Origin of the sequence: Ramlibacter sp. (genome assembly GCF_029866045.1) — a bacterium.
Lineage (GTDB): Bacteria > Pseudomonadota > Gammaproteobacteria > Burkholderiales > Burkholderiaceae_C > Ramlibacter.
Genome location: NZ_JARXAB010000131.1, coordinates 1 through 21,867, shown reverse-complemented (window position 1 = coordinate 21,867; position 21,867 = coordinate 1). Strand labels below are relative to the sequence as shown.

19 protein-coding genes are annotated in these 21,867 nt (G+C 66.3%); 12 read left to right on the top strand and 7 right to left on the bottom strand.

From position 1 onward, the window contains the following. Positions 1–201 precede the first annotated feature (201 nt). The 4 genes from QE494_RS13650 (at position 202) to QE494_RS13635 (ending at position 4,716) form a co-directional block, all read left to right on the top strand. Positions 202–693 (top strand): lipocalin-like domain-containing protein, encoded by a 492-nt coding sequence (locus tag QE494_RS13650; protein ID WP_300044076.1) that lies wholly within the window; start codon positions 202–204, stop codon positions 691–693. Beyond that, a complete protein-coding gene (paaN, locus tag QE494_RS13645) occupies positions 690–2,399 on the top strand; it encodes a phenylacetic acid degradation protein PaaN (RefSeq protein ID WP_300044075.1) in 1,710 nt (569 codons plus the stop codon). The genes QE494_RS13650 and paaN overlap by 4 nt, the downstream gene beginning before the upstream one ends. Before the next feature lie 60 nt (positions 2,400–2,459). After that, entirely contained in the window at positions 2,460–3,908 is a 1,449-nt protein-coding gene (locus QE494_RS13640; protein ID WP_300044073.1) for a carotenoid oxygenase family protein, read from the top strand. Between the two features lie 64 nt (positions 3,909–3,972). After that, positions 3,973–4,716: an alpha/beta fold hydrolase gene (locus QE494_RS13635; RefSeq protein ID WP_300044072.1), complete on the top strand. Its 744-nt coding sequence runs from the start codon at positions 3,973–3,975 to the stop codon at positions 4,714–4,716. 163 nt (positions 4,717–4,879) lie between these two features. Here QE494_RS13635 and QE494_RS13630 read toward each other — a convergent pair whose 3' ends face one another. From QE494_RS13630 to QE494_RS13600, 7 genes are read right to left on the bottom strand one after another with little or no spacing between them, the layout of a single operon-like run. Continuing rightward, entirely contained in the window at positions 4,880–6,112 is a 1,233-nt protein-coding gene (locus QE494_RS13630; RefSeq protein WP_300044070.1) for an acetyl-CoA acetyltransferase, read from the bottom strand. 31 nt (positions 6,113–6,143) lie between these two features. Next, positions 6,144–7,631 carry a carotenoid oxygenase family protein gene (locus QE494_RS13625; protein WP_300044069.1) on the bottom strand — a complete coding sequence of 496 codons (1,488 nt, stop codon included), beginning with the start codon at positions 7,629–7,631 and terminating at the stop codon, positions 6,144–6,146. Positions 7,632–7,685: 54 nt separating this feature from the next. Further along, positions 7,686–8,648, bottom strand: coding sequence for a nitronate monooxygenase family protein (locus QE494_RS13620; protein WP_300044068.1), 963 nt, complete (start codon positions 8,646–8,648; stop codon positions 7,686–7,688). Between the two features lie 25 nt (positions 8,649–8,673). Then, positions 8,674–9,657, bottom strand: coding sequence for a tripartite tricarboxylate transporter substrate binding protein (locus QE494_RS13615; RefSeq protein ID WP_300044067.1), 984 nt, complete (start codon positions 9,655–9,657; stop codon positions 8,674–8,676). Beyond that, positions 9,654–10,382 (bottom strand): alpha/beta fold hydrolase, encoded by a 729-nt coding sequence (locus tag QE494_RS13610; RefSeq protein ID WP_300044066.1) that lies wholly within the window; start codon positions 10,380–10,382, stop codon positions 9,654–9,656. The genes QE494_RS13615 and QE494_RS13610 overlap by 4 nt, the downstream gene beginning before the upstream one ends. Next, positions 10,379–12,160: a class I adenylate-forming enzyme family protein gene (locus QE494_RS13605; protein WP_300044065.1), complete on the bottom strand. Its 1,782-nt coding sequence runs from the start codon at positions 12,158–12,160 to the stop codon at positions 10,379–10,381. The genes QE494_RS13610 and QE494_RS13605 overlap by 4 nt, the downstream gene beginning before the upstream one ends. A gap of 4 nt (positions 12,161–12,164) precedes the next feature. Then, positions 12,165–13,607, bottom strand: coding sequence for a carotenoid oxygenase family protein (locus QE494_RS13600; RefSeq protein ID WP_300044064.1), 1,443 nt, complete (start codon positions 13,605–13,607; stop codon positions 12,165–12,167). A 112-nt stretch (positions 13,608–13,719) separates the two neighbouring features. Here QE494_RS13600 and QE494_RS13595 point away from each other — a divergent pair, with 112 nt between their 5' ends. The 8 genes from QE494_RS13595 to QE494_RS13560 all read left to right on the top strand — a co-directional run. After that, positions 13,720–14,526 (top strand): IclR family transcriptional regulator, encoded by an 807-nt coding sequence (locus tag QE494_RS13595; RefSeq protein ID WP_300044063.1) that lies wholly within the window; start codon positions 13,720–13,722, stop codon positions 14,524–14,526. Continuing rightward, complete coding sequence (locus QE494_RS13590) at positions 14,523–15,491, top strand: helix-turn-helix domain-containing protein (protein ID WP_300044062.1); 969 nt, start codon at positions 14,523–14,525, stop codon at positions 15,489–15,491. Before QE494_RS13595 ends, QE494_RS13590 begins: the two co-directional genes overlap by 4 nt. A 160-nt stretch (positions 15,492–15,651) precedes the next feature. Then, on the top strand, positions 15,652–16,857 hold the full coding sequence (locus QE494_RS13585; RefSeq protein WP_300044061.1) for an acetyl-CoA C-acyltransferase: 1,206 nt from the start codon (positions 15,652–15,654) through the stop codon (positions 16,855–16,857). Beyond that, positions 16,854–17,738: a branched-chain amino acid ABC transporter permease gene (locus QE494_RS13580; protein ID WP_300044060.1), complete on the top strand. Its 885-nt coding sequence runs from the start codon at positions 16,854–16,856 to the stop codon at positions 17,736–17,738. The genes QE494_RS13585 and QE494_RS13580 overlap by 4 nt, the downstream gene beginning before the upstream one ends. Positions 17,739–17,753: 15 nt before the next feature. Next, complete coding sequence (locus QE494_RS13575) at positions 17,754–18,830, top strand: branched-chain amino acid ABC transporter permease (protein ID WP_300044059.1); 1,077 nt, start codon at positions 17,754–17,756, stop codon at positions 18,828–18,830. Continuing rightward, the gene (locus QE494_RS13570; protein WP_300044058.1) at positions 18,827–19,603 is read left to right on the top strand and encodes an ABC transporter ATP-binding protein; all 777 of its coding nucleotides are present in this window, start codon (positions 18,827–18,829) and stop codon (positions 19,601–19,603) included. Before QE494_RS13575 ends, QE494_RS13570 begins: the two co-directional genes overlap by 4 nt. A 14-nt stretch (positions 19,604–19,617) precedes the next feature. Further along, positions 19,618–20,409: an ABC transporter ATP-binding protein gene (locus QE494_RS13565; RefSeq protein ID WP_300044057.1), complete on the top strand. Its 792-nt coding sequence runs from the start codon at positions 19,618–19,620 to the stop codon at positions 20,407–20,409. Further along, positions 20,406–21,867 (top strand): long-chain fatty acid--CoA ligase (locus QE494_RS13560; RefSeq protein ID WP_300044056.1); only part of this gene is annotated, 1,462 nt, incomplete at its 3' end. The genes QE494_RS13565 and QE494_RS13560, both read left to right, overlap by 4 nt.

Below are 21,867 nucleotides of genomic sequence, written 5' to 3'. Positions count from 1 at the left end.
AGTTAAATGTATACCAAAGAACTATAAAAAGGTGTGAAATTAGTTCTCGGGCAGTGGTCTTGCGTGTGTGCGCCGGCTGCTGCCGGCGCAACTCGGGGGGTACACGCGGTTTTCCCCTTGCGGCCGGGCCAGTCACCGGCTAACTTCGTAGAGTCAGTTCAATTACGAAAGTCAGCCCGCTCGGGTACTCCAGGAGAAGCCTTGGCAATCAGCCCACTCACCGACCAGGCCACAGAGACCGCCCAGCGGCTGCAGGGGGTCTGGCAACTCCTTCGCTGGGAAATTGCCTACAGCGATGGCCGGCCCAGCAGCTTTCCGTATGGCGAGGATGCGATCGGCCTGATTCAGTACACCCACGACGGCGGCATGGCCGGCACCATTTCCCGGGGGGGCCGACCGCGCCTGTCTGGCGAGAGCGTGCGCAGCGTGCCTGAGGCCGAGCGACTTGCTGCCTTCGAGAGCTACTTCAGCTACGCCGGCAGCTATGAAACCCGCATTCATCAGGGCCAGGCACAGGTCGTTCACCAGGTGGACCTCGCGCTCAACCCCAACTTCGTCGGCAGCCAGCAGGTGCGCAATGTGGACTTCGCTGCCGATGGCAGCTTGACGCTCTCCGCCTCTGATCCCCTGCCGGGTGCGCTGGGCGTCATGCGGCATCACCGGCTGGTCTGGCGCAGAAAGAAAGCCACATGAATTCCTACGAAAAGCACCTGCCGGTTCTGGAACTGGCTCGCCAGGCCTGCGAGGCCCGGCATTGCTGGAGCCCCTACCCGGAGATGCCGGCCAAGTACCCGGACGCGGTCGCCGCCCAGGCCGCTGGTCGGACAGCATTTGAGGCCCACTTGGGCGATGGCGCAGATGCTGGCAGCCGGCGGCGCTTTGCGCTCGATCAGCCGGGTCAGGTGGGTTGGCTCGGCGAGGAAGTTTCACCCTACACCCAGCAGCCTCTGGCGATTGATTACCCCCGCGCCAATGTCGACGCGCTGTTTGACGCCGCATCTGCGGCCATGCCCGCCTGGAGTCAGGCGTCCATCGAAACCCGCCTCGGCACATTGATGGAGGTGTTGGACGTTCTGTACCGTGAGCACCTCTTTGAGCTGACGCATGCAGTCATGCACACCGCCGGCCAGAGCTACAACATGGCCTACGCGGGCTCCGGGGTCAACGCGCTGGACCGGGGCATCGAGGCCCTGGTCTATGCCGAAAAGGCGATGCGGCTCGTGACCCCCCACGCGTACTGGGAGCGCAGCTTCGGCCCGTCGCAGATCCGGCTGGAGAAGACCTATCGAATCATCCCGCGCGGTGTGGCGGTGTGTTTCACCTGTGCAAGTTTCCCCACCTGGAACGCCTGGCCCTCGATGCTGGCCAGCTTGGCCACCGGCAACCCGGTGATCGTCAAGCCGCACCCGGCCACGGTGCTGCCTATGGCCATCTCGGTGCGTGTGTTCCGTCGGGTGCTGGCCGCGGCTGGGTTTGATCCCAACCTGGTCACGCTGGCGGTGGACTCGGTGGCCGAGCCGCTGGGCAAGGTGCTGGTCAAACATCCCAGGACCGCCATCGTCGACTTCACCGGCAGCGTGCAGTTTGGTCAGTGGGTCGAGCAAAACGCCTGGCCTGCCCTGGCCTACACCGAGACCGCTGGCTGCAACACCGTCGTGCTGGAGTCCGCCGAGGACCTCGACGCCGCCATCCGCAGCCTGGCCACCACGCTGTGCATGTTCAGTGCGCAGATGTGCACCAGCCCGCAAAACATCTACGTCCCCCGAAGCGGCGTGCGTACGCCCCAGGGTCAGGTGTCTCTGGACGAGGTCGGCGAGCGGCTGGCCGCAGCGGTCGCTGCCCTCACCCGCGACCCCAAGAAGGCCTCGATGATTCTGGCGACGATTCAGTCGCCCCAGACGCTGGCCATGCTCGAAGGCTTCCGGCAGCAGGGCGCTGACACGGGCCGGGTGCTGCTTGAGCCTGCGCCCTACCCGCACCCCGAATTTCCTCAGGCCCGCACCAGCACCCCATTGATGCTGCAGGTGAGTACCGCTGATCGCGCGCTTTACGGCGGCGAGCGCTTTGGCCCGGTGAGCTTCGTGATCGCGTGCGACAGTGCCGAGGACGCGCTGGCCCAGGCCACCGCTGATGTGCGGGAGTTTGGCGGCCTGACGGCCTTCCTGTATTCCACCGACGAGCGCTATATTGCCAAGGCCGAGGCCGCCTATGCCCGCGCCGGCGCGCAGCTCACCACCAACCTCACAGGTGCGATGCCGCTCAACTTCGCCGCTGCCTACAGCGACTACCACGTCACCGGCCTCAACCCGGCCGGCAACGCCAGCCTCACCCACCTGGGCTTTGTTGCCGGGCGCTTTGGCGTCTCGCAATCGCGCCGTCCCCAGCGCAACGCCGCCTGAAGCCGTGACCACCTCACCGACGCGTCCCACCCGACCCACCGACATACCGAGGAGACCCTCATGGGAATGAACGACCTGCCTGTTCTCGAAGGAGGCTTCGCGCCTGTGGCGCGCGAGCTGACCGTCGACCTGACCGATGTGGTCGAGGGCGAGATTCCGCGTGACCTGACCGGCATGCATGTACGCAACGGTCCGAACCGTCGCTTCGAGGCCGCCGGCCGCTACCACTGGTTCGACGGCGACGGCATGCTGCACGCGGTGGAGTTTGAGGGCGGTCGGGCCCGCTACCGTAACCGCTGGGTGAACACCCAGGGCTTGCAGGAGGAGCGCGCCGCGGGTCAGGCCTTGTGGCAAGGGATCAAGGACCCGCCGCGCAAGGACAGGCCGGATGCGCCGCTGAAGAACACCGCTAACACCGATGTGAAGTACCACGCCGGCCAGTTGCTGGCCATGTGGTACTTGGGCGGCGATGTCTACAAGGTGAACCCGACGGACCTCTCCACCACTGGCCGGCTGGACATGGACCCACGCATCGCGGGGCTGCCGATATCGGCCCACTCGAAGGTGGACGAGCGCACCGGCGAATTTCTATTCTTTGCCTATGGCAAAGAAGCGCCCTACATGCACTACGGGGTGATCGACCGGCATGGCGCGCTGCAGACCTTCATGCCCGTGCAGTTGCCGGGCCCGCGCCTCCCGCATGACATGGCGGTGACCGAGCACTACACGGTGCTGCACGACTTCCCCTTGTTCTACGACATGGACGCCTTTGCCGCCGGTCGGCACAAGCTCAAGTTCTACGCCGACATGCCCTCGCGTTTCGCGGTGGTGCCGCGCCATGGCAGCCCGGACCAGATTCGCTGGTTCGAGGCCAAGCCGACCTACATGTACCACGTGGCCAACGCCTGGGAGGAGGACGACGGCCATGGCGGCACCGAGATCGTCATGGTTGGTACACCCTTTCGCGTGCCGCGCGACTGGCGCGGCCAGGTCGACGCGGAGGGCTTCCCCCGGCTGCTGGCCACGCTGGACAACGACTGCATCTTCTACGAGTGGCGCCTCAACCTGCGCACTGGCCAGACCCGGGAACGTGTTCTCGACGACATCTTCAACCAAGAGTTTCCCGTCATCAACTCGGCGATGCAGGGCTTCAAGACCCGCTACGCGTGGAACGTGCTGATGGCCCGCAACACCCGGCCGGAGGACCCGCGTTTTTGCGGCATCGCCCGACACGACCTGCTCCGGGGCAGCACCAGCGCCTACCACGGTGGCGTCGACAAGTGGTTCAGCGAGCCGCCCTTCGCACCGGCCGATGGCGCAAAGGCCGAAGACGACGGCTACCTGGTTGGCTTCATGTGGGACGCTGCGGCCCAGGCCTCCTTCGTCACCATCTTCGATGCACGGGATGTGGCCCAGGGTCCCGTCACCCGCATCCGGCTGCCACAGCGGGTGCCGCATGGCTTCCACGGCACCTGGGTGAGTGGGGAGCGGCTGCGCCGAGGTTGGTGAGGACGGCCTGGCTTCAGAGCAATCGGATTGACCTCGCGAAATTCGATCTCCAGTAAATTCCAGCATGACCGCAGCAACTGACACGCGCTCGCAGGCGGTAGGCACCGCTCAAATATCGGCCCCGGCACTCGCCCTGGTCCCGGGCCTGAACAACACGGCCGCCGTCTTTGACGGCGTGTTGGCCGCCCTGCCCACCACAGTGCAGGTTCATACCCGCGACAACCCACCGCTTGAATCGGTGGAGGTGATCGCCGCGCACTGGCTGGAGCGCCTGCCGCAGCGCTTCTGGCTGGCCGGCTTTTCTTTCGGTGGTTACGTGGCGCTGGCCATGCTCGAGGCGGCACCCGAGCGGGTGGCCGGCTTTGCCCTTTTGTGCTCGGCGCCGCAGGCCGATTCAGCCGAGGCTGCGCAGCGGCGTCTGGCCTCTCTCGAGGCGGTGGCCCAGGGCCGCTACTTCGAGCTGATGGAGCAGTCTGCGCCCCTCGCTTTCCATCCGGACAGCCTGGCCAATGCGGCCCTGTTGGACCGGCGGCGGAAGATGGTGCAGGCCTATGGCCCCGACCATTTCGCCGCCCATGTGCGCGCCACCGTTGCCCGTCCCGATCGAAGCCGGCTGCTCGATGGCTCCCGGCCCACCCTGGTCCTGGCCGCCTCGCACGACAAGCTGTTTACACCCGCGCAGATGTCGGCGCTGGCCGCCGGCATCCCCGGGGCCCGCTTCGTTGCCATTGAGGGCGGCGGGCACCTGGTGCCAATGGAGCAGCCGCGGGCAGTGGCACAAGCGCTGTCCGATTGGGTTCTGGGCTGAGGACCCAGGCCCTTCAGATTCCAGTGGCCCAAGAAGCTCGACCTCCGGGAAGGAGGAAAGGATCTCCAGGCCCTTGTGCAGTGAATGGACCAAGTCCGCTCGCGGGTTGGGGAGCGCCTTTGGCCGGGGCGGATGCGTCCATGCAGTCCGGTTGTCGCCGCTGTCAGCCGCGCTCGACCACGAAGCTCACCACCGTGGCGCAGGAGCCGCCGATGTTGAGGGTCTGCAGGCGCTTCGCACCTTCGATCTGGCAGTCGCCCGCCTGTCCCGTCACCTGTCGCGCCGCATCGAGCACCATGCGCGCGCCAGTCGCGCCCACCGGGTGGCCGCAACCGATCAGGCCGCCGCTCATGTTGACCGGGCAACGACCGCCGGGGGCGATGGTGCCGTCTTCCACCGCCTGCCAGCTCTGGCCGGGCGGCGTGAGACCCAGGTGGTCGATGGCGGCGTACTCGGTGGTGGTGAAGCAGTCATGCGTCTCGATGCCGTCCATCGCGTCAACCCCAGGCACACCGGCGCGCTTCCAGGCGTCCTCCAGCGCTTGCCGCAGGTGCGGGAAGACATAGGTCTGGCCTTGGCTGCGGTCGAACTTGTCTTGCAGTCGCAGGCCGGCGTTGCGGTGGCCCCAGCCGCTGATGCGGGGAATGTCCTCGAGGCGGCGGCCGGTGCGGCGGGCATGGGCCTGGGCAAACTCGGCTGAGGCCAGCACCAGACCGCAAGCGCCGTCGGTGATCTGGCCGCAGTCACGGCGGCGAGTTCCGGGCTCGATCACCGGGTTGGCCACATCATCGTCAGTGAAGTCCTCGGGCTGAAACGTCCAAGTGCGGGTTTGGGCCAGGGGGTTGCGGCGGGCGTTGCCGTAATTGATCTCGGCAATGCGATTGAGGTATTGGCGGTCCAGGCCGTAGCGGCTTTCGTACTCCATCGCGACGCGGCCAAAGACTGCCGGCCACATGAAGGTGCAGTCAAAGCCCTCATGGCCTTGCCAAGCGGCGGCGTTCTGGTTCACCGAGGCTTCGTTGCCGGAGAGGTTCTTGAACTCCTCTACCCCCAGCACCAGGGCGCAGCCATAGCGGCCGGCTTCGATTTCAGCCATGGCGCTGAGAACTCCCAGCGAGGAGGAGGCGCAGGCCCCTTCGTGCCGCATCGCGGGCACGCCCCACAACTCGGGCACCACCTGGGCCACCATGGCGCCCAGGTGGGCCTGCTGGCGCTGCATCTCGCCGAAGGCGTTGCCAACGTGGATGCTCTCGATCTCGGCCGCGTCCACCCCGGCAGCCTGTAGGGTGCCTAGCGTGCCCTCGCGGGTCATGTCGGAAATATCCTGCCCGTTTCGGGCCCACGCTTTGGCGAAGTCGGTCTGGTAGCCACCGAGGATGTAGACGGGCGTGTTCATGGATTGCCTTTCTCTGGGTGTTGTGTCGGGCTCAAGCGGGTACCTGCCAGTCTGAGCGGATTTCACTCGCGTCGGCCCAGCAGGCGTGGGTGCCGCTGCTGATTCGGTGCGGAAGGAGGATGCGCGCCACCGGCCCGGCGGCGATGTTGCGGGCGTCGAGCACGATGCACTCGGAGCGGTCGGCGCTCATGTCGGTGACGAAGCTCACCACATAGCCGTCGTCTTCATCACCAGGTCCGGTGCCGGCATCGTGGCAGGGCGCCATCGGCGACTCGCTGCCAAAACGCCCCTCTCCGAAGAGGTACCGCTGCGACTGGCTGCTTGTATGGTCATAGCGAAGAATGCCGTCGAACAGGAAAGAGCCCGGGTGCGCGATCATGTTGTAGGAATAGCGGTAGGGCCGGCCCCAGTAACGTGCATTGACCATGCCGAACTCCAGGTGGCGTTCATCGAGCCGGCGCTCGCGCACGGCACCCGTGACCCGATGGAGCCGCCACTCGTAGAGCGTGGGGCCGTAGCGCGACGGGCCCAATGTGCCGCCGGTGTTGTCGTAGCCTCCGGTGGGCATGGGGGTCTTCTGGTGGTAGCCGTGGAGAACGACCTCATCGCCCTCCTCCCAGGCATTGAGCCAGTGGAGCACATAGGTGGGACTGGCCTCGAACCACTGAATACCCGTCTGCGGCGCATGCCGCCGCGGCACCAGCGCAAAGCGGGACGGGCGGTCGGCGTGGTAGACCAGCTTGTGCCGGCCCTGGGGGAGCAACGCTTCGTCCCAGTGCAGGGGAAAGTCATTGAGGATGGCGAAGTGCTCAGTGAACATCATGTCGTGCGGTAGCCGCGGGCCGGGCAGTGGCACCGGCACGTAGTGCACGAGACGGTGGTCCTTGTCGACCTCCCCGTAATGCATGAAGGGGGCCTGCTTCGAGTAGTTGAAAAACAGCAGGTCACCGCTGCGCGGGCAGACCTTGGGGTGGGCTGAAATTCCGTTGCCGTCCATCACCTTTGCGCCCCAGGGGGCAACGCCCTTCATCTCCAGCGTGCGGGCGTCTAGGTAGTAAGGCTCGCCACATTGGTAGAAGGTGGTGAGCGCCTGGCCGGCGTGGACGATGACATCGGTGGCCGAGGTGTCCTTGAGCCCGCCGCGGGCGCCCCAGCCCGGGCGGGTGGCGAGCGAGGGCCGGTCAATCAGGCCAGCGTAGAGGGCCTGGCCAGCGGCCTGCTCCTCCTCGAAGCCCCGGGTGCGGACGAAGCGGTTGCGGTACTCGCAGCGCCCGTCCTGGAAACTCAGGAGGTGCACCATGCCATCGCCATCGAAGGCGTGGTAGGTGCCCAGAGGCTGATGCACCGGGTTCTGGGTGTTGCGCAGGTAGACCCCGTTGAGGCGCCGAGGAATCTCGCCGATCACCTCGAGCCCGCTGGCGTTGACTTCCTGCCAGTTGGGGGTGAAAGGCCCGCTCATGAAGGGGTGCCCCTGCGGCTGCAGGGTGTGCAGGGGTTCGTCCACAAGGTCGATGTGCATCACGCGGCCTGGCTGGTGTGTGTTGTCGGTTTCGGGTGACGAGGTGTCGGCCCGCTAGCGCGCTAGCGCAGCGAAGCGCTTTGCCGCCTGCTGGTATTCCACAACCAGCCGGTCCACCACTTGGGCCACCGGCTCGATCTGCTTGATGGCACCCAGACCTTGGCCCGCGGCCCAGACGTCCATCCAGCGCTTGCCGGCAAAACTCTGGTTGCTGTCGTAGCTGCGCGCTGGGGTGTCGGGCATTTGGTCCGGATCCAGACCTGCATTCCTCATCGAAGGCTTGAGCCAACTGGCCGCGGTGCCGGTGATGCCGGCCGTGACGATCAGGTCTTCGGCGTTGCAGTCGACGATCATCTGCTTGTAGGCCGGATCCGCCTGGCTCTCATCGGTAGGAATGAAGCGGGTTCCCATGTAGACCAGATCGGCGCCGCTGGCGATGGCGCCCGCCACTCCCCAGCCGTCGCTGATACCGCCGCCGACCACCAGTAGGCCATCAAAGAACTCGCGTACCGCGCTCACGAAGGCAAAGGGCGAGAGCGTGCCGGTGTGGCCTCCCGCGCCCGCGCTGATGCAGGCCAGGCCGTCGGCACCAGCGGCCACCGCCTTGCGCGCGAGCGCCAGGGTGGTGACATCGGCGATCACCTTGCCTCCGTAACGCTGCACCACCTCGATCGCCGGCTTGGGGCTGCCCAGCGCGGTGACCACCACCGGTGGCTGGTAGCGGGCGACCAGTTCCAGGTCTTGCGGCAGCCGGGTGTTGGACGAATGGGTGACCAGGTTGGCCACCCAGGGGCCGAGCGAGGCCGCACCCTGGGTGTCACGGGCCTGGGCCAGCCCCTCGGTGATGCGCTTCATCCAAACTTCCAGGACCTCGATCGGGCGGGCATTGGGCGTCGGAAACGCGCCCGCGATACCCGCCTTGCAGGCGGCCAGCACCAGGTCCGGGCCGGAAATGAGGAACATCGGCGCCGCCACCACAGGCACGCGCAGGCTGGAGAGGAGTTCGGAATGAGGCATCGTGCTGGCGCGCTTGGGCTTTGACTTACTCGCTGGCCTTGAAGCCGGAGATGCGTACCGCCTCCGACCATCGCTTGGCGTCCGCGCGAACGAAGTTGATGAAGTCCGGTGTGCTGAAAGGCAGCGGCTCGGAATCGGTCTCGCGCCACTTGTCGATGATGGCTTGCGTCTTGAGCGCCTTGGCGAACTCCGCCTGCACCCGCTGCACCACTGCATCGGGCGTGCCCAGGGGCGCAGAAAGGCCCGACCAGATATAAATGTTCATGTCGGCAAAGCCCTCCTCAACGAAGGTGGGTACGGCCGGCATCAGCGGCGAGCGCTTGGGGGTGGACACGGCCAGCACCTTGACCTTGCCCGACTCGACATGCGGGCGGACGGCGGTCAGCGGCAGGAAGGCAGCATGCACCTGACCACCCACCAGGTTTTGCACCGCAGGCGGGGTTCCGTTGAAGGGCACATGCACCATGTTCAGGCCAGCACGCTGGTTCAGGATCACGCCGGCGAAGTGCGACGAGTTGCCAGCGGTGAAGGATGCGTAGGACACCCCAGCGCCCTGAGGCTTGGCCCAGGCGATGAATTCCTTGAGGTTGTTGGCCGGCACAGATGCCGCATTGACCGCCAGCACCAGGGACGAGCCCAGGAAGCCGGTGACGTGCTTGAAGCTCTTTTCGTTGTCGTAGGGGAGCTTGGAGAAGGTGAAGGGGTTGATGGTCAGCATGCTGGTGTTATTCAGCAGCAGCGTGTAGCCATCGGGCGGCGCCTGCATCAGGGCCTGCACCGCGATGATGCCGGCCCCGCCAGGCTTGTTGTCGATGATGATGTTCTGGCCGTTGGTCTTCTTCATCTCCTCCCCCACCTGGCGCAAGGCGGTGTCGAGCACGTTACCGGCGGCAAAGGGCACGATGACCTTGATCGGCCGGTCTGGCCAGGACTGGGCGGCGACGGGTGCCAGGGCGGACGTGGCCAGCCAAGCGGCTGCAGCAGCAGCGAGCAATGCGCGTTTTTTCATGAGTTGTCTCCTGTATCGGTTGTTGTCGTCCCTGAAATCAATTCCCGCAGCACGCGTGCCACGGCCTCCGGCTTCTCGCGCGGCAGCATGTGCCCCGCGTCGTCGATGATCTCGAGCTGTGCCTGTGCGATCTGCTGCGCCAGTGCTTCCGACAGCGGCGGCGGCGTGACTCGGTCGTGGCGACCGACCAGAACGCGGACCGGCATAGGCAGATTTTCCAGCAGCGCCCGGTGGTCCTGCCGGCCCATGATGGCCTGCACCTGGCGGCGGCCCGTCTCGGGCCCGATGTCCAGCATCATCCGGCGCAACTGTGCGCCTAGCACCGGGTCGGTGGAATAGGTATTGAAGGCCTGGACACCGCTGACGAATCGGGGGAAGTCGGCGCCCATGGCAGCCAGAGTCTTTTCGCGCACCACCCGGCTTTGCTCGGTCTCCGGCATGGCCGATGTCGACATGAACAAAAGCCCCTGAATCGAGCGTGCGGGATGGGCAAGCATGTCTAGGGCCACATAGCCACCCATCGAGAAGCCGGCCACCACCACGGGTGCGCTGTCCGGTACGTCTGCCAACTGCGCCCAGGCGTCTCCCCGCATTCGGGCGATGCTGTCCTGTCGCGAGACCTCGGCCATGCGGACGTCGGCGTCTCCCGCCAGCAGCGCAGCGACGTCGGCCCAGACACGGCCGTCATTGAGCATGCCGGGAATGAGGAGCAAAACGGGTTTCATGCGCGGGACTCCATCGGCTCTGTGGGTTGACCCGAGGCGCCAGACACGCCCCCGGCGGTGGGGGCCGCGGCAGCGACACCGAAGCGCTCGCGCAACTCGCGCTTGAGAATCTTGCCGACCGGGTTACGGGGCAAGGCGTCGACCAGCAGCAGATGCTCAGGCCATTTGAATGCCGCCGTCTTTGCCTCATCACGCAGGTAGTGGACCAGGCTCTCGAGTGTGGGAGCCTGCCCGGGCTGGGGTGCCACCACCGCGCACACTTTCTCGCCCAGCACCGTGTCGGGCACACCAATCACTGCGGCCTCCCGCACCTGGGGATGGCCCAAAAGCAGGTTTTCCACCTCCTCGGAGGAGATGTTCATACCGCCCCGGATCACGATGTCCTTGTGGCGACCAGCGAAGCGGTAGAACTGCCCCCTCTCGCCTGCGATCGCGAACAAATCACCGGTGCGGTAGTAGCCCTGGTCGTCGAAGGCGCGCGCGGTCAGCTCCGGCGCACGGTAGTAGCCGCTGAAGATGGTGGGCCCCTTGAAGCGCAGTTCACCCACACGTCCTGGCTCGTGGATGTCCTCACCGCTTTCGACGTCGACCAGCCGTGTGGTGACCTTGCGTGCGTTGGAGAGGGTCCACTCGTAGCCGGGCACGCCCACCCGAGGGAAATAAATAGCGCGCTGTGCGCGGTCCGGGACGTCCATCGGGGCTGCAACGAGAGAGGCGCCCTCGTTGGAGCCGAAGTAGTTCACCACCTCGATGCCAAACTGCAGGGCCATCTGCTGCACCATCCACTCCGATAGGGGGCCACCCCCCGAGCCGATCCGCTTGAGGCGAGAAAGGTCCACGCCCGCCAGCTTTTCTGGCTGCTTGAGCAGCAGGTTGAGTACGGCCGGCGCCGCCACGCTGTAGTCAATCGGCTGATCGCGCAATTGCTGGATGAAGATGTCCAGGTCAAAGGGGTGATGCTGGTGCAGCCCACAGCCGGCCACCAGCCAGGCCATCAGGCTGCTCGACACCCCCGCCATGTTCACGAAGGGAAAGGGAATCACCATCTGCGCGCCATCGGGAATCTGCCCGCCATCGATCACCGAGCGACCGATGATCAGCCATTCGTTGTGGTTGCGCGGCACGCCCTTGGGCCGGGCCTCGGTGCCCGAGGTCCAGCAGATGGTGAACACATCGTGCGCGCACAGGCCAATGGCACCCATGTGCGCACGCATGCGCTCCGGGCTCCAGGCCGAAGCCGCGGCCAGGGCTGGCCCCAGGTCGAACGCGCCGGCGGGTGCGTCCAGCCCCAGCGTCCAGACCTCGCGCAGCCCGGGCAGCTGCCCTTGGTGCGCCAGCCAGTGCTCGGCGGCGCAATGGCTTCCGACCCGCGTGGCGGCGATCGCCACACGCGCCTGGCTGACCTCGACCACATGCGCCAGTTCGTGTGCCCGGTACTGGACGGGCACTGGCGAGACCACCACGCCGGCGATGGCGCAGGCTAGGTAAATGGGGTGCAACTCGACCACATTGGGCAGTTGGACCACCACCACATCGTCCTTGCGCAGGCCGCGTGCGTGCAGGACGTCGAGCCAGCGGCCCACCTGCTCTTGCAGCGCAGCCCAGCTCCAGCGAAGCGGCGCCTCGCCGGTGAGTTGCATCCGGTTGGGAGGGTCGGCCACGGCCAAGCGGTCGCCCAGGCGCTGCGCCTGTTCGATGAAGATCTCACCGATCATGCGTTCGTCCCACCAGCCGCGGCGTGTGTACTCGGCGATCTTCTCGCCTGGAACCAAGATCATGGGTTCACATCCAGCGGCGCAGGGTCTGCTCGCTCACGAAGGTGGCGTGAAAGCCGTGCGGCACCCGGCGCGGCAGCACCACCCTCGCCACAGGCCCCTCCGCCAGGCGGGCACCACGCGCGTCGAAGATCTGCACCTCAGAGCGCTCTTCGTCCGGGTTCCACGCCAGCATGACCAGGTAGCCGTCGTCCTCGGACTGCGGATTGTCCCGGGGCGCGAAGCCGGCCTCGTTGTAGAAATAGCGCGGGCCGGCGCTGTAGGCGATGTAGCCACCGGTTTCCAGGTCGTACTTCACCAGCCCTGGAAAGCGCGGCTCCTCCCGCCCACCCTGGGGAAACACGATGTGATAAGACCAGCGGTTCTTGCGGCCCTGGAATGCGCTGTTGATCGCCGGAAACTCCGTGTTGAGCACGTCGTCGATCGTGCGTTCACGCGTCTGGCCCGTCGCGAGGTTGAAGCGCCACTCATGGAGCAGGAAGTCTCGCTGCCGCAGGTGAATGGTTTGCTCCAGCCGGCGTGCATCGATGCGACCCTGCACGTCCTGGTAGGTCCGGTAGGGAGTGCCCACCATGACCACCTCGTCGCCCTCTTCCCAAGCATTGACGACATGCAGCATGTAGGTGGGCGCAGCCTCGAACCAGCGCACCTCGCTGGCCTGGCCATAGCGGGGGACGACGGCAAAGCGTGAGGGCTGGTCCGGGTTGAAGCGAACCTTGTAGCGGCCGGCCGCGAGCGCCTCGGGGTCCGGTCGCAAGGGGAAGTCGTGCAAGATGGTGTAGTGCTCGGTGACCGCCATGTCGTGCGGCAGGCCAGGGCCGGGCATGTCGATGTCGATCTTGTGGCGCAGCTTGCGGTCGGGGCCGACCACGCCGTACTGCATGTAGGGCGCGGTGATCGAGTAGTCGAAAAACAGCAACTCCCCGGTGTGCTCGTCGGGCCGGGAGTGGGCCGAAATGCGGCTGATCGCGCCATCGAAATCCGCCGTTCCCAGCGTCTGCAGCGTCTCCGGATCCAGCGCATAAGGCATGCCGGAGCGGTACCACATGGTGATCAGCCGACCAGCGTGGTACTTCACGTCGGTGTTCGAGGTGTTTTTCAGCGGTTCGTCCGGGCGGTCCGCGCGCATCGGCTCCTTCAGGCCCTTCCAGAGGGCGCGCCCGGCGGCCTGCTCTTCGCTCAGTGCCGAGGTCTGCACCCAGCGGTTACGGTAGCTCACCTCTCCCTGCGCAAAGCGCACCGCGTGGAGCATTCCGTCGCCGTCGTAGGCGTGGTAGCGCCAATCGGGTGGGTAGAAGGCATTCGGGCCGTTGCGCACGTACAGGCCATTGAGGTCGGTAGGCACTTTGCCAATCACCTCGAGCGCGGTGAATGTGTCCTCCTGAAGGACGGGCGCGTTGTTCCCGTTCAGCGCCGGGATGTCATGGACCGGCAGCGCATCTCGCTTCATGGCGTGTCTCCTGATGTTCCCGGTCGAGGTCGCCAGGTTGATCGTGGCCAGAGTCTAGGCGCGCCCCAGACCGGGAACGATACAATTTCGTTATATCAAAACTCTTGCCGATATGCTGAATCCCCAACGCGTGGCGCCCCCGCGCCGCGTCCCCGCCGGGCTCGAGGAATACGAGGGTGACCGCCAGTTCGCCACGACCCTTGCCCGTGGCCTTGAGCTGCTTCGGTGCTTCACCCCCGAGGAGCCCATTCTGGGCAACAAGGAGTTGGCCCAGCGCCTGCACCTGCCAGCCGCCACTGTCTCCCGGCTGGCCTACACCCTGAGTTGCCTGGGCTACCTCGCACCCACCGAGCAGTATGGCAAGTACCAGCTCGGGTCGGCGGTGCTCTCCCTGGGGCACCCGGTACTGGCCCAATTCACCCTGCGCCGGCAGGCCCGGCCCCTCATGATGGAGCTGGCGCGCAGCACTGGCGGAACCGTTTCGATTGGCATTCGGGACCGTCTGAGCATCGTCTACATCGAGTCGGCGCGGCACTGGAACCGACGGGTCTACCCGATGGAAATCGGCACCCGCCATTCCTTGGCCGGTACTGCGGTGGGCCGCGCCCTGCTGATGTCCTGCCGCCCGGCCGAGCGTGAGTCGCTGCTCAATCAGTTGCAGGTCAAGCAGCCCGAGGAGTGGCGCCGACACCACCGTGGGCTCACTGAGGGGGTTCGCACCTACCCGCGGCATGGCTGCTGCATCTCGGTCGGTGAGATCTATCCGGACGTCCAGGCGGTGGCCGTTCCCCTGGGCCGTATCGACCGCAACGAGCCCGCCGCCATCAACTGCTCCTTTCATGGCCTGCCCATGGATCCCGATTGGCTGCGCCGCGAGATCGCTCCCCAGCTCCAGGCGCTGGTGCGCCAACTGACATGAGCGCTCCGGAGAACGCGGGCTGGATCCGCACCTGCTCCATCTGGCGGGCTCTCGAGATCGTGGGCGACACCTCGGTGCTGCTGGTGATGCAGGCCGCCTGGCTGGGTGTTCGCCGATTTGACGAGTTCCAGGCTCGTACCGGTCTGCTCAAGACCACCCTGTCCGACCGGCTCAAGCGCCTTGTGGCAGCCGGTGTGTTCGACAAAGTGCCCTACTCGACCCGGCCCCTGCGCCATGAGTACCGCATCACCTCCAAGGGCCAGGACATGTACTGGACGGCGCTGATGATGTTGCGCTGGGAGCGGCGCTGGTCACGTACCCCCGCCTCGCTGGATGTTCGGCTGCGGCATGCCGCTTGCGGCCACCCATTCGAGGCCGTGCCCACCTGCGCCTGCTGCGGCGGTGAGATCTCAGCCCGCGACATCGACTGGGAGGAAGGCCCCGGGGTCGGCTGGATGCCGCCCGAGTACAGCCGGCGCAGGCAAAAGCGGCAGGCCGCCGCCGAGGCGCCCGGTGTGCTGGTCGAGGTGGCGCAACTCACTGGCGACCGCTGGGCCTCGCTGGTGCTGCGCTCCATCTTCACCGGCTTGCGCCGTTTCGACGAGATCCAGCGCGATACCGGCATGGCCAGCAACATCCTGTCGGAGCGACTGGCCTGGCTCACCGAGACCGGCGTGCTCGTGCTGCGCGACATCGGGGGCGGCCGCAGTGAATACCGTCTGACCGACAAAGGCATTGACTACTACCCCATCCTGCTGGCCCTGCTGGTCTGGGGCGATACCCATTACGTTTCCTCAGAGGGCCCGCCGCTGCTGCTTCGGCACCGGCCTTGCGGCCAGCCGCTTCGGCTGCAGGTCAGTTGCTCGGCCTGCTCGGGGCCGATCCAGGTGCGCCAAGTGCTGTACGAGGTTGGTCCCGGACAACCGGCGGGGGACCCCCGGGTTCCCTCTAGCTTTCATAACTGAACCCAGACCGTACACTCCGCCCGAACTGGGGAGCGTGGATGACTCGTCGCTGGATTCAGTGGACCTCTGTGGCAATGAGCAGGGTGTGCCTGCGGGCCACGCCCATGCCATCGCCCACCGACCCGCCTCCCGGCCGGACAGAAAGCAGGAGACTTGCCGCATGAATCAGGCCCTGATCATTGATGCACTGCGCACCCCTCGTGGGCGGGGTAGCGACAAGGGATCCCTCAAGGCGATCAAGCCGGTAGAACTGCTCGCGCAGCCCCTGCGGGCGCTCGCCGAGCGTCATGCGGTGGACACCACCCAGGTGGTCGACGGCGTCTTTGGCTGCGTCACCCAGACCGCCGACCAAGGCGCCAACCTGGGCAAACTAGCCCTGTTGCAGGCCGGTTGGAGTGACGCGGTGGCTGGCATGACGATCAACCGCTACTGCGCCTCGGGCCTGAGCGCGGTGCAGTTTGCCGGCTGGCAGGCGATGCACAGCGATGGTCTGGCGGTGGGAGGCGGCGTCGAAATGATGTCCCGCGTGCCCATGGCCAGCGACCAGGGGCCGCTCACCCACGACTTTGACTTTCAGCGTGACACCGCGCTGGTTCCCATCGGGCTGGCCGCCGACGCGGTGGCGACGTTGGAAGGCTTTTCCCGCAGCCAGTGCGACGACTACGCCCTGGCCTCGCAGCAGCGCGCGGCTGCCGCCCTGGCCGGTGGGCATTACAAATCTGTCGTGCCTGCGCGGGCTGGCGCTGAGGTGGTGCTGGCGCAGGACGAGACGCCACGCCCCCAGACCCAGGCCGGGTCGCTGGCGAGCCTGGCACCGGCCTTTGCCGCGATGGGCGAGAAGTACGGCATCGACGCCCTTTTGTGCCAGCGCTATGGCCTGGCCCGCATTGACCATGTGCACCATGCTGGCAACTCGCCCGCCATGGCCGACGGCGCTTCGGCGGTGCTGGTCGCCAGCCCGGACGCCGCGCGGCGACTGGGGCTGAAGGCCCGCGCACGCATACTTTCCAGCGCCGACTGCTGCGTCGACCGGACCCTGGCCCTGACCGGTGCGCTCGACGCGACCCGTCTCGCCCTCCAGCGGGCCGGGCTGACGCCAACCGACATCGACCTGTTCGAGGTCAACGAGTCCTTTGCCGCGCTGATGCTGCACTACCAGAAGCATCTGGGCATTAGCCATGACCGGCTCAACGTCAACGGTGGCGCGATTGCCCTCGGCCATGCCATGGGTTCGACCGGCGCCAGCCTGGTTGGCATGGCCCTGGACGAACTCGAGCGGCGCGACCAGCGGCGCGCAGTGATCGCCATCTGCGGCGCGGCCGGCCTCGCCGTCGCCATGGTCATCGAAAGAACCGGAGCCGCATGACCGAGTTGCTGCCCGTCTTTGCCCAGCTCACTGTGAACGGCATCGCAGTGGGTGCGATCTACGCCCTGGTGGCGATCGGTATCGTTTTGATCTACAAGGCGACCGAGGTCCTGAACTTCGCCCACGGTGATCTGCTGGTGGTGGCTGCCTTTTGCGCTTGGGGCCTGATCGTCGGCTTGGGTTGGCCCTTCTGGGCGGCGCTGCTGGTGGTCGTTGCGGGGTCGGCCCTGCTGGCTTTCGGCCTGGATGCCGTCGTAATTCGGCGCATCGCAGGACAACCCCAGTTTGCCGGAGTGATGCTCACCATCGCTCTGGCCTTCATGATCCGGGGTGCAGTGAGCATGTTGTTCGGACCGGAGTCACGCAACTACCCGACCCCCTGGAGCAACAAGTCGGTGAGCCTCGGCGGTATCGCGGTTGCCGAACTGCAATTGGTGATTCTGGTGGCCGCCTTGCTGGTGACGCTCGCCCTGTTCGCCTTCTTCCGCTACACCCGCCTGGGTATTGCGATGCAGGCCGCCTCGCAGAACCAGTTGGCAGCCTACCTCAACGGCATCAACGTCAAGCGGGTCAACTCCCTGGTCTGGGCGCTGGCAGGGATTTCCGCTGCGGTGGCCGGCGTGCTGCTGGCACCCATCACCCTGGTGGACATCAGCCTCTGGTACGTGACCCTCAAGGCACTCTCGGCCATCGTGCTCGGCGGCTTTGGCAGCCTGCCCGGCGCCATCGTCGGCGGGCTTCTCATCGGAGTCATTGAGCAGTTCGCCGGGGTTTACATGCCGGACGGCAGCAAGGACATCGTGGCTTACCTGGTGTTGATTGCGGTGCTCGTGCTTCGCCCGCGTGGCCTGCTGGGCGAAGCGCACGGGCGCAGGGTCTGATCGGAAGGCGACGGCATGCGATTCGACTATCACATCCGCTACCGGGACCGGTTCCCCCTCTTCCGCAACCCCCTGGAGCGCGGGCTCTACCTCGGGCTGCTCGCCCTGCTGTGCGTCGTGCCGTTTGCAGCCACGCCCTTCATCCTGGGCGAAATGAGCTATGTGTTCATTCTGTGCATCGCCAGTCTGGGTTTGATGACGCTGGCCGGCTTCACCGGGCAGGTCTCACTCGGACACGCCGCCTTTGTCGCTATCGGTGCTTATGCACAGGCCTGGTTCCTGGGCAAGGGCCTGCCGCTGGCGATGTCACTGCCGGCAGCTGCCGGGGTCAGCGCCCTGGCCGGTTTGCTGGTGGGAATACCGGCCATCCGCATTTCGGGCCTGTACCTGGCCATGGTCACCCTGGCCTTTTCGATCATCGTCGAGCAGGTCATTGGCCGCTGGTCCTCGGTCACCGGTGGCTTCACCGGGCTGCCGGTGCCTGATGCCCGTCTGCTGGGGCTGGACCTCGGCAAGCCCCTGCCCTTCTACTTCTTCTGCCTGGGCGTCTTGGTGCTGGTGATCCTGGCGCTGCGCAACCTCCTGCGCTCAGGTCTCGGTCGGGGCTTCATCGGGGTGCGTGAGTCCGAGGCAGCCTCCTACGCGCTGGGCATTTCAGTCGACCGGGTCAAAGCCACCGCCTTTGCGCTGTCGGCGGGCATCACCGGGCTGGCCGGCGCGGTGCTGGCACATCATCTCAAGTACCTCACGCCCGACGGCTTCACCCTGCTACTCTCGCTGGAGCTGGTGCTGATGGTGGTGATTGGCGGCCTGGGAAGCCTGCGTGGTGCGGTGTTGGGCGCCATTTTGATCAGCATGTTGCCTGCGGCCATCTCGCGCGCCAAGACCTTTCTGCCCGAGTCGGTGGCCAAGCAGTTCGGCATGGAGATCTTCACCTTTGGCCTGGTGCTTGCCCTGTTCGTGCTGTTTGAGCCGACCGGACTCAACGGCCGCTGGCTGAAGGTGCGGGCCTTCCTGGAGTCCTTTCCGCTCTATCGCAAGGACACCTTCAAGCGCAACAAGCGCTATATGAAGTCGGAGCGCTATCGATGACTCAGGCCACCAATGGCGCGCTGATGGAGGTCGATGGTCTGGCCCTGACCTTTGGCGGGGTGCGCGCGATCGCCGACCTCACGATGAAGGTCCATCGAGGTGAGGTGCTCGCGGTGATCGGTCCCAACGGTGCGGGCAAGACGTCCCTGCTCAATGCGGTCACCCGGGTGTTCGACCCGAGTGCCGGCCGCATCCGTTTCAAGGGTCAGGACATCACCGCCCTGCCCCGCCAGCGCATCGCCCACCTGGGGCTGGCGCGCACCTTCCAGAACATCGAGCTGTTCGAGGCCGCCACCGTCCTGGACAACCTGATGCTGGGCCGCCACCGCTTCCCACAGGGGCAATGGTGGCAACAGCTGCTGCGCACGCCGGCCCTCGTCCGTCTTGAGGAGGAGGCCTACGCCGAGGTGGAGCGTGTCATCGATTTCCTCGATCTCTCGCCTTGGCGCAACGCCCCCATCTCCGGGCTGCCGTATGGCGTGCGCAAAGTGGTCGAGCTTGGGCGCGCCCTGTGCTGCAAGCCGGAGCTGCTGTTTCTGGACGAGCCCGCCTCCGGCCTGAACCCGGAGGAGACCCGCGACCTGGCCTTCTGGATCGACGACATCCGCAGCGACCTGGGCATCACCGTGGTCATGGTCGAACACGACATGTCTCTGGTCAGTGCGGTCGCCGACCGGGTGATCTGCATGTCGCAGGGCCTCCTGCTGGCCGAGGGCACGCCGGCCCAGGTCCAGTCTGATCCCGCTGTGGTGGCGGCTTACCTCGGGGCATGACGATGGCCACGAACATGACCCCCTCTGGACAAGAGCCGCTGCTGGATGTGCGCAACCTGGAGACCTGGTACGGCCCGATCGCAGCGATGCAGGGTGTCAACCTCAGTGTGCGCAAAGGCCAGATGGTGGCGGTGCTGGGTGCCAACGGGGCCGGCAAGACCACCCTGCTCAATACCCTGGCCGGCGTGGTCGACCCCTTCAAGGGCGAGGTGCTCTGGCAAGGGGAGCGCATTCATGGCCTGGATGCAGACGCGGTTTGCCGCCGGGGCCTGGTGCTGGTGCCTGAAGGTCGGCAAATCTATCCCTTCTTGAGCGTGCGCGACAACTTGGCCATGGGTGCGTTCACACGCAAGGACGAGGCGGGTGTCCGCGAAGATCTGGCCCGCGTCCTTGGCTGGTTCCCCCGTCTGCGCGAGCGCGAGCAGCAGCATGCCGGGCTACTCTCAGGCGGCGAGCAGCAAATGCTGGCCATCGGCCGGGCCTACCTCGCCCGTCCCCAATTGCTGATGCTGGACGAGCCCTCCCTCGGTCTGTCACCCCTGCTCACGAAGGAAATCTTTGCCATCGTGAGCCGCATCCGATCCGAAACCGGGACCGCCATCTTGGTGGTGGAGCAAAACGCCGCTATCGCCCTGGCGCATGCCGACGACGGCTACATCATGGAGCTCGGGCGTATCGTCGCCGCCGACAGCTGCGCCGCCCTGAGCCAGAAGGCGGATGTACGCGAGGCCTACCTCGGAGGCCATGCGGTGCAGACCGCCAGCGGCACCGCCCAACGCTGGAAGCGCCGGAGGACCTGGCGATGAGCGGGACAACCATCGCAGCGCCCATGAGCCACCCACCGATGGACTTCGCCGCCCGTGCGGCCGAAGCTGGCGCCTGGGGCGAGTTTCTTGGCCATGAAACTCCGGCCCGGCTGTTTCGGGCCCGCTGCCGGGAGTGGGCGGACCGCCCTGCCTTGCGCCACAAGGTGCTGGGGCTCTGGCAGACGACCACCTGGGGGCAGTACTACGAACGCGCCCGCGCGGTGGGACTGGCTCTGGCAGACCTGGGGCTGGCCCGTGGCGACAGGATCTGCGTGCTGTCCGAGAACCGTCCCGAGTGGCTGTACGCCGACCTCGGCGCCCAATGCATGGGGTTTGTCGGAAACGGCATCTACCCCACCTCCTCACCCGACCAGGTGCGCCATGTGCTGGCCGACTCGGGCACGGTGGTCCTGTTCGTCGAGAACCAGGAGCAGCTTGACAAGGCACTGCAGGTGCGCGGCCAGTGCCCGACGCTGCGCACCGTGGTGGTGATGGACCGTGAGGGCTTGCGCGGCTTCCAGGACCCGGCGGTGATGTTCTTCGACGACCTCCTCGCCCGCGGCCTGGCACTGGCGGCGGACCGGGCCGATGCATTTGAGGCGGCCATCGACACCAGCCGGCGCGAGGATCTGGCCTTTCTGGTCTACACCTCGGGGACGACCGGTGCGCCCAAAGGCGCCATGATCATGAACTGGAGCCTGATGTTCCAGATGCACACCGCCGACCGCTACTTTGAGGTGGGCCCGGGCGACAAGTCCCTGTCTTTCCTCCCGCTGTGCCACATCGCCGAGCGCATGGCCACCGTGTTCAGCCCGCTCTCGGTGGGCCTGATCGTGCACTTCCCCGAGAACGCGGGGACGGTGATCAACGACATCCGTGAGGTCGCCCCGCACCTGGTGTTTGCCCCGCCGCGCTTCTGGGAAAAGATGTACTCCCAGGTCGAGCTGTTCATGCGCGACGCGGTCGGGCCGGCGCGCTGGGCGTACAGGCAGGCCCGTCAGGCCCTGGAGGTGTCGGTGCAGGCCCAGGCCGACGGCGGGCCGGCGCTGGCGCTGTCGCCGTGGGCGCGCCTGCTGCAGTGGCTGGCCCTGCGCAATGTGAAGGTCTTCCTCGGGCTGCAAAACGTGCGCACCGCACTCACCGGCGCTGCACCGGTGCCGCCGGATCTGATTCGGTGGTTCCTGGCCTGCGGTATCGAATTGCGCGAGTCCTTCGGCATGACCGAGACCTCGGGCGCCGCCTCAATTACCCCGCGTGGCCGTATCCGTCTGGGTTGGGCCGGCGAGCGTCTGCCTGGCACGGAGGTGCGTCTTGGCGCCGACGCCGAACTGCTGGTGCGCGGTCCCAATGTCTTCGGCGGCTACTGGAACCTGCCGGAAAAGACCGCCGAGGCCCTGGACGCCGAAGGCTGGCTGCACACCGGCGACTGCGGCGAGGTGGCCGAGGACGGCTTCCTGG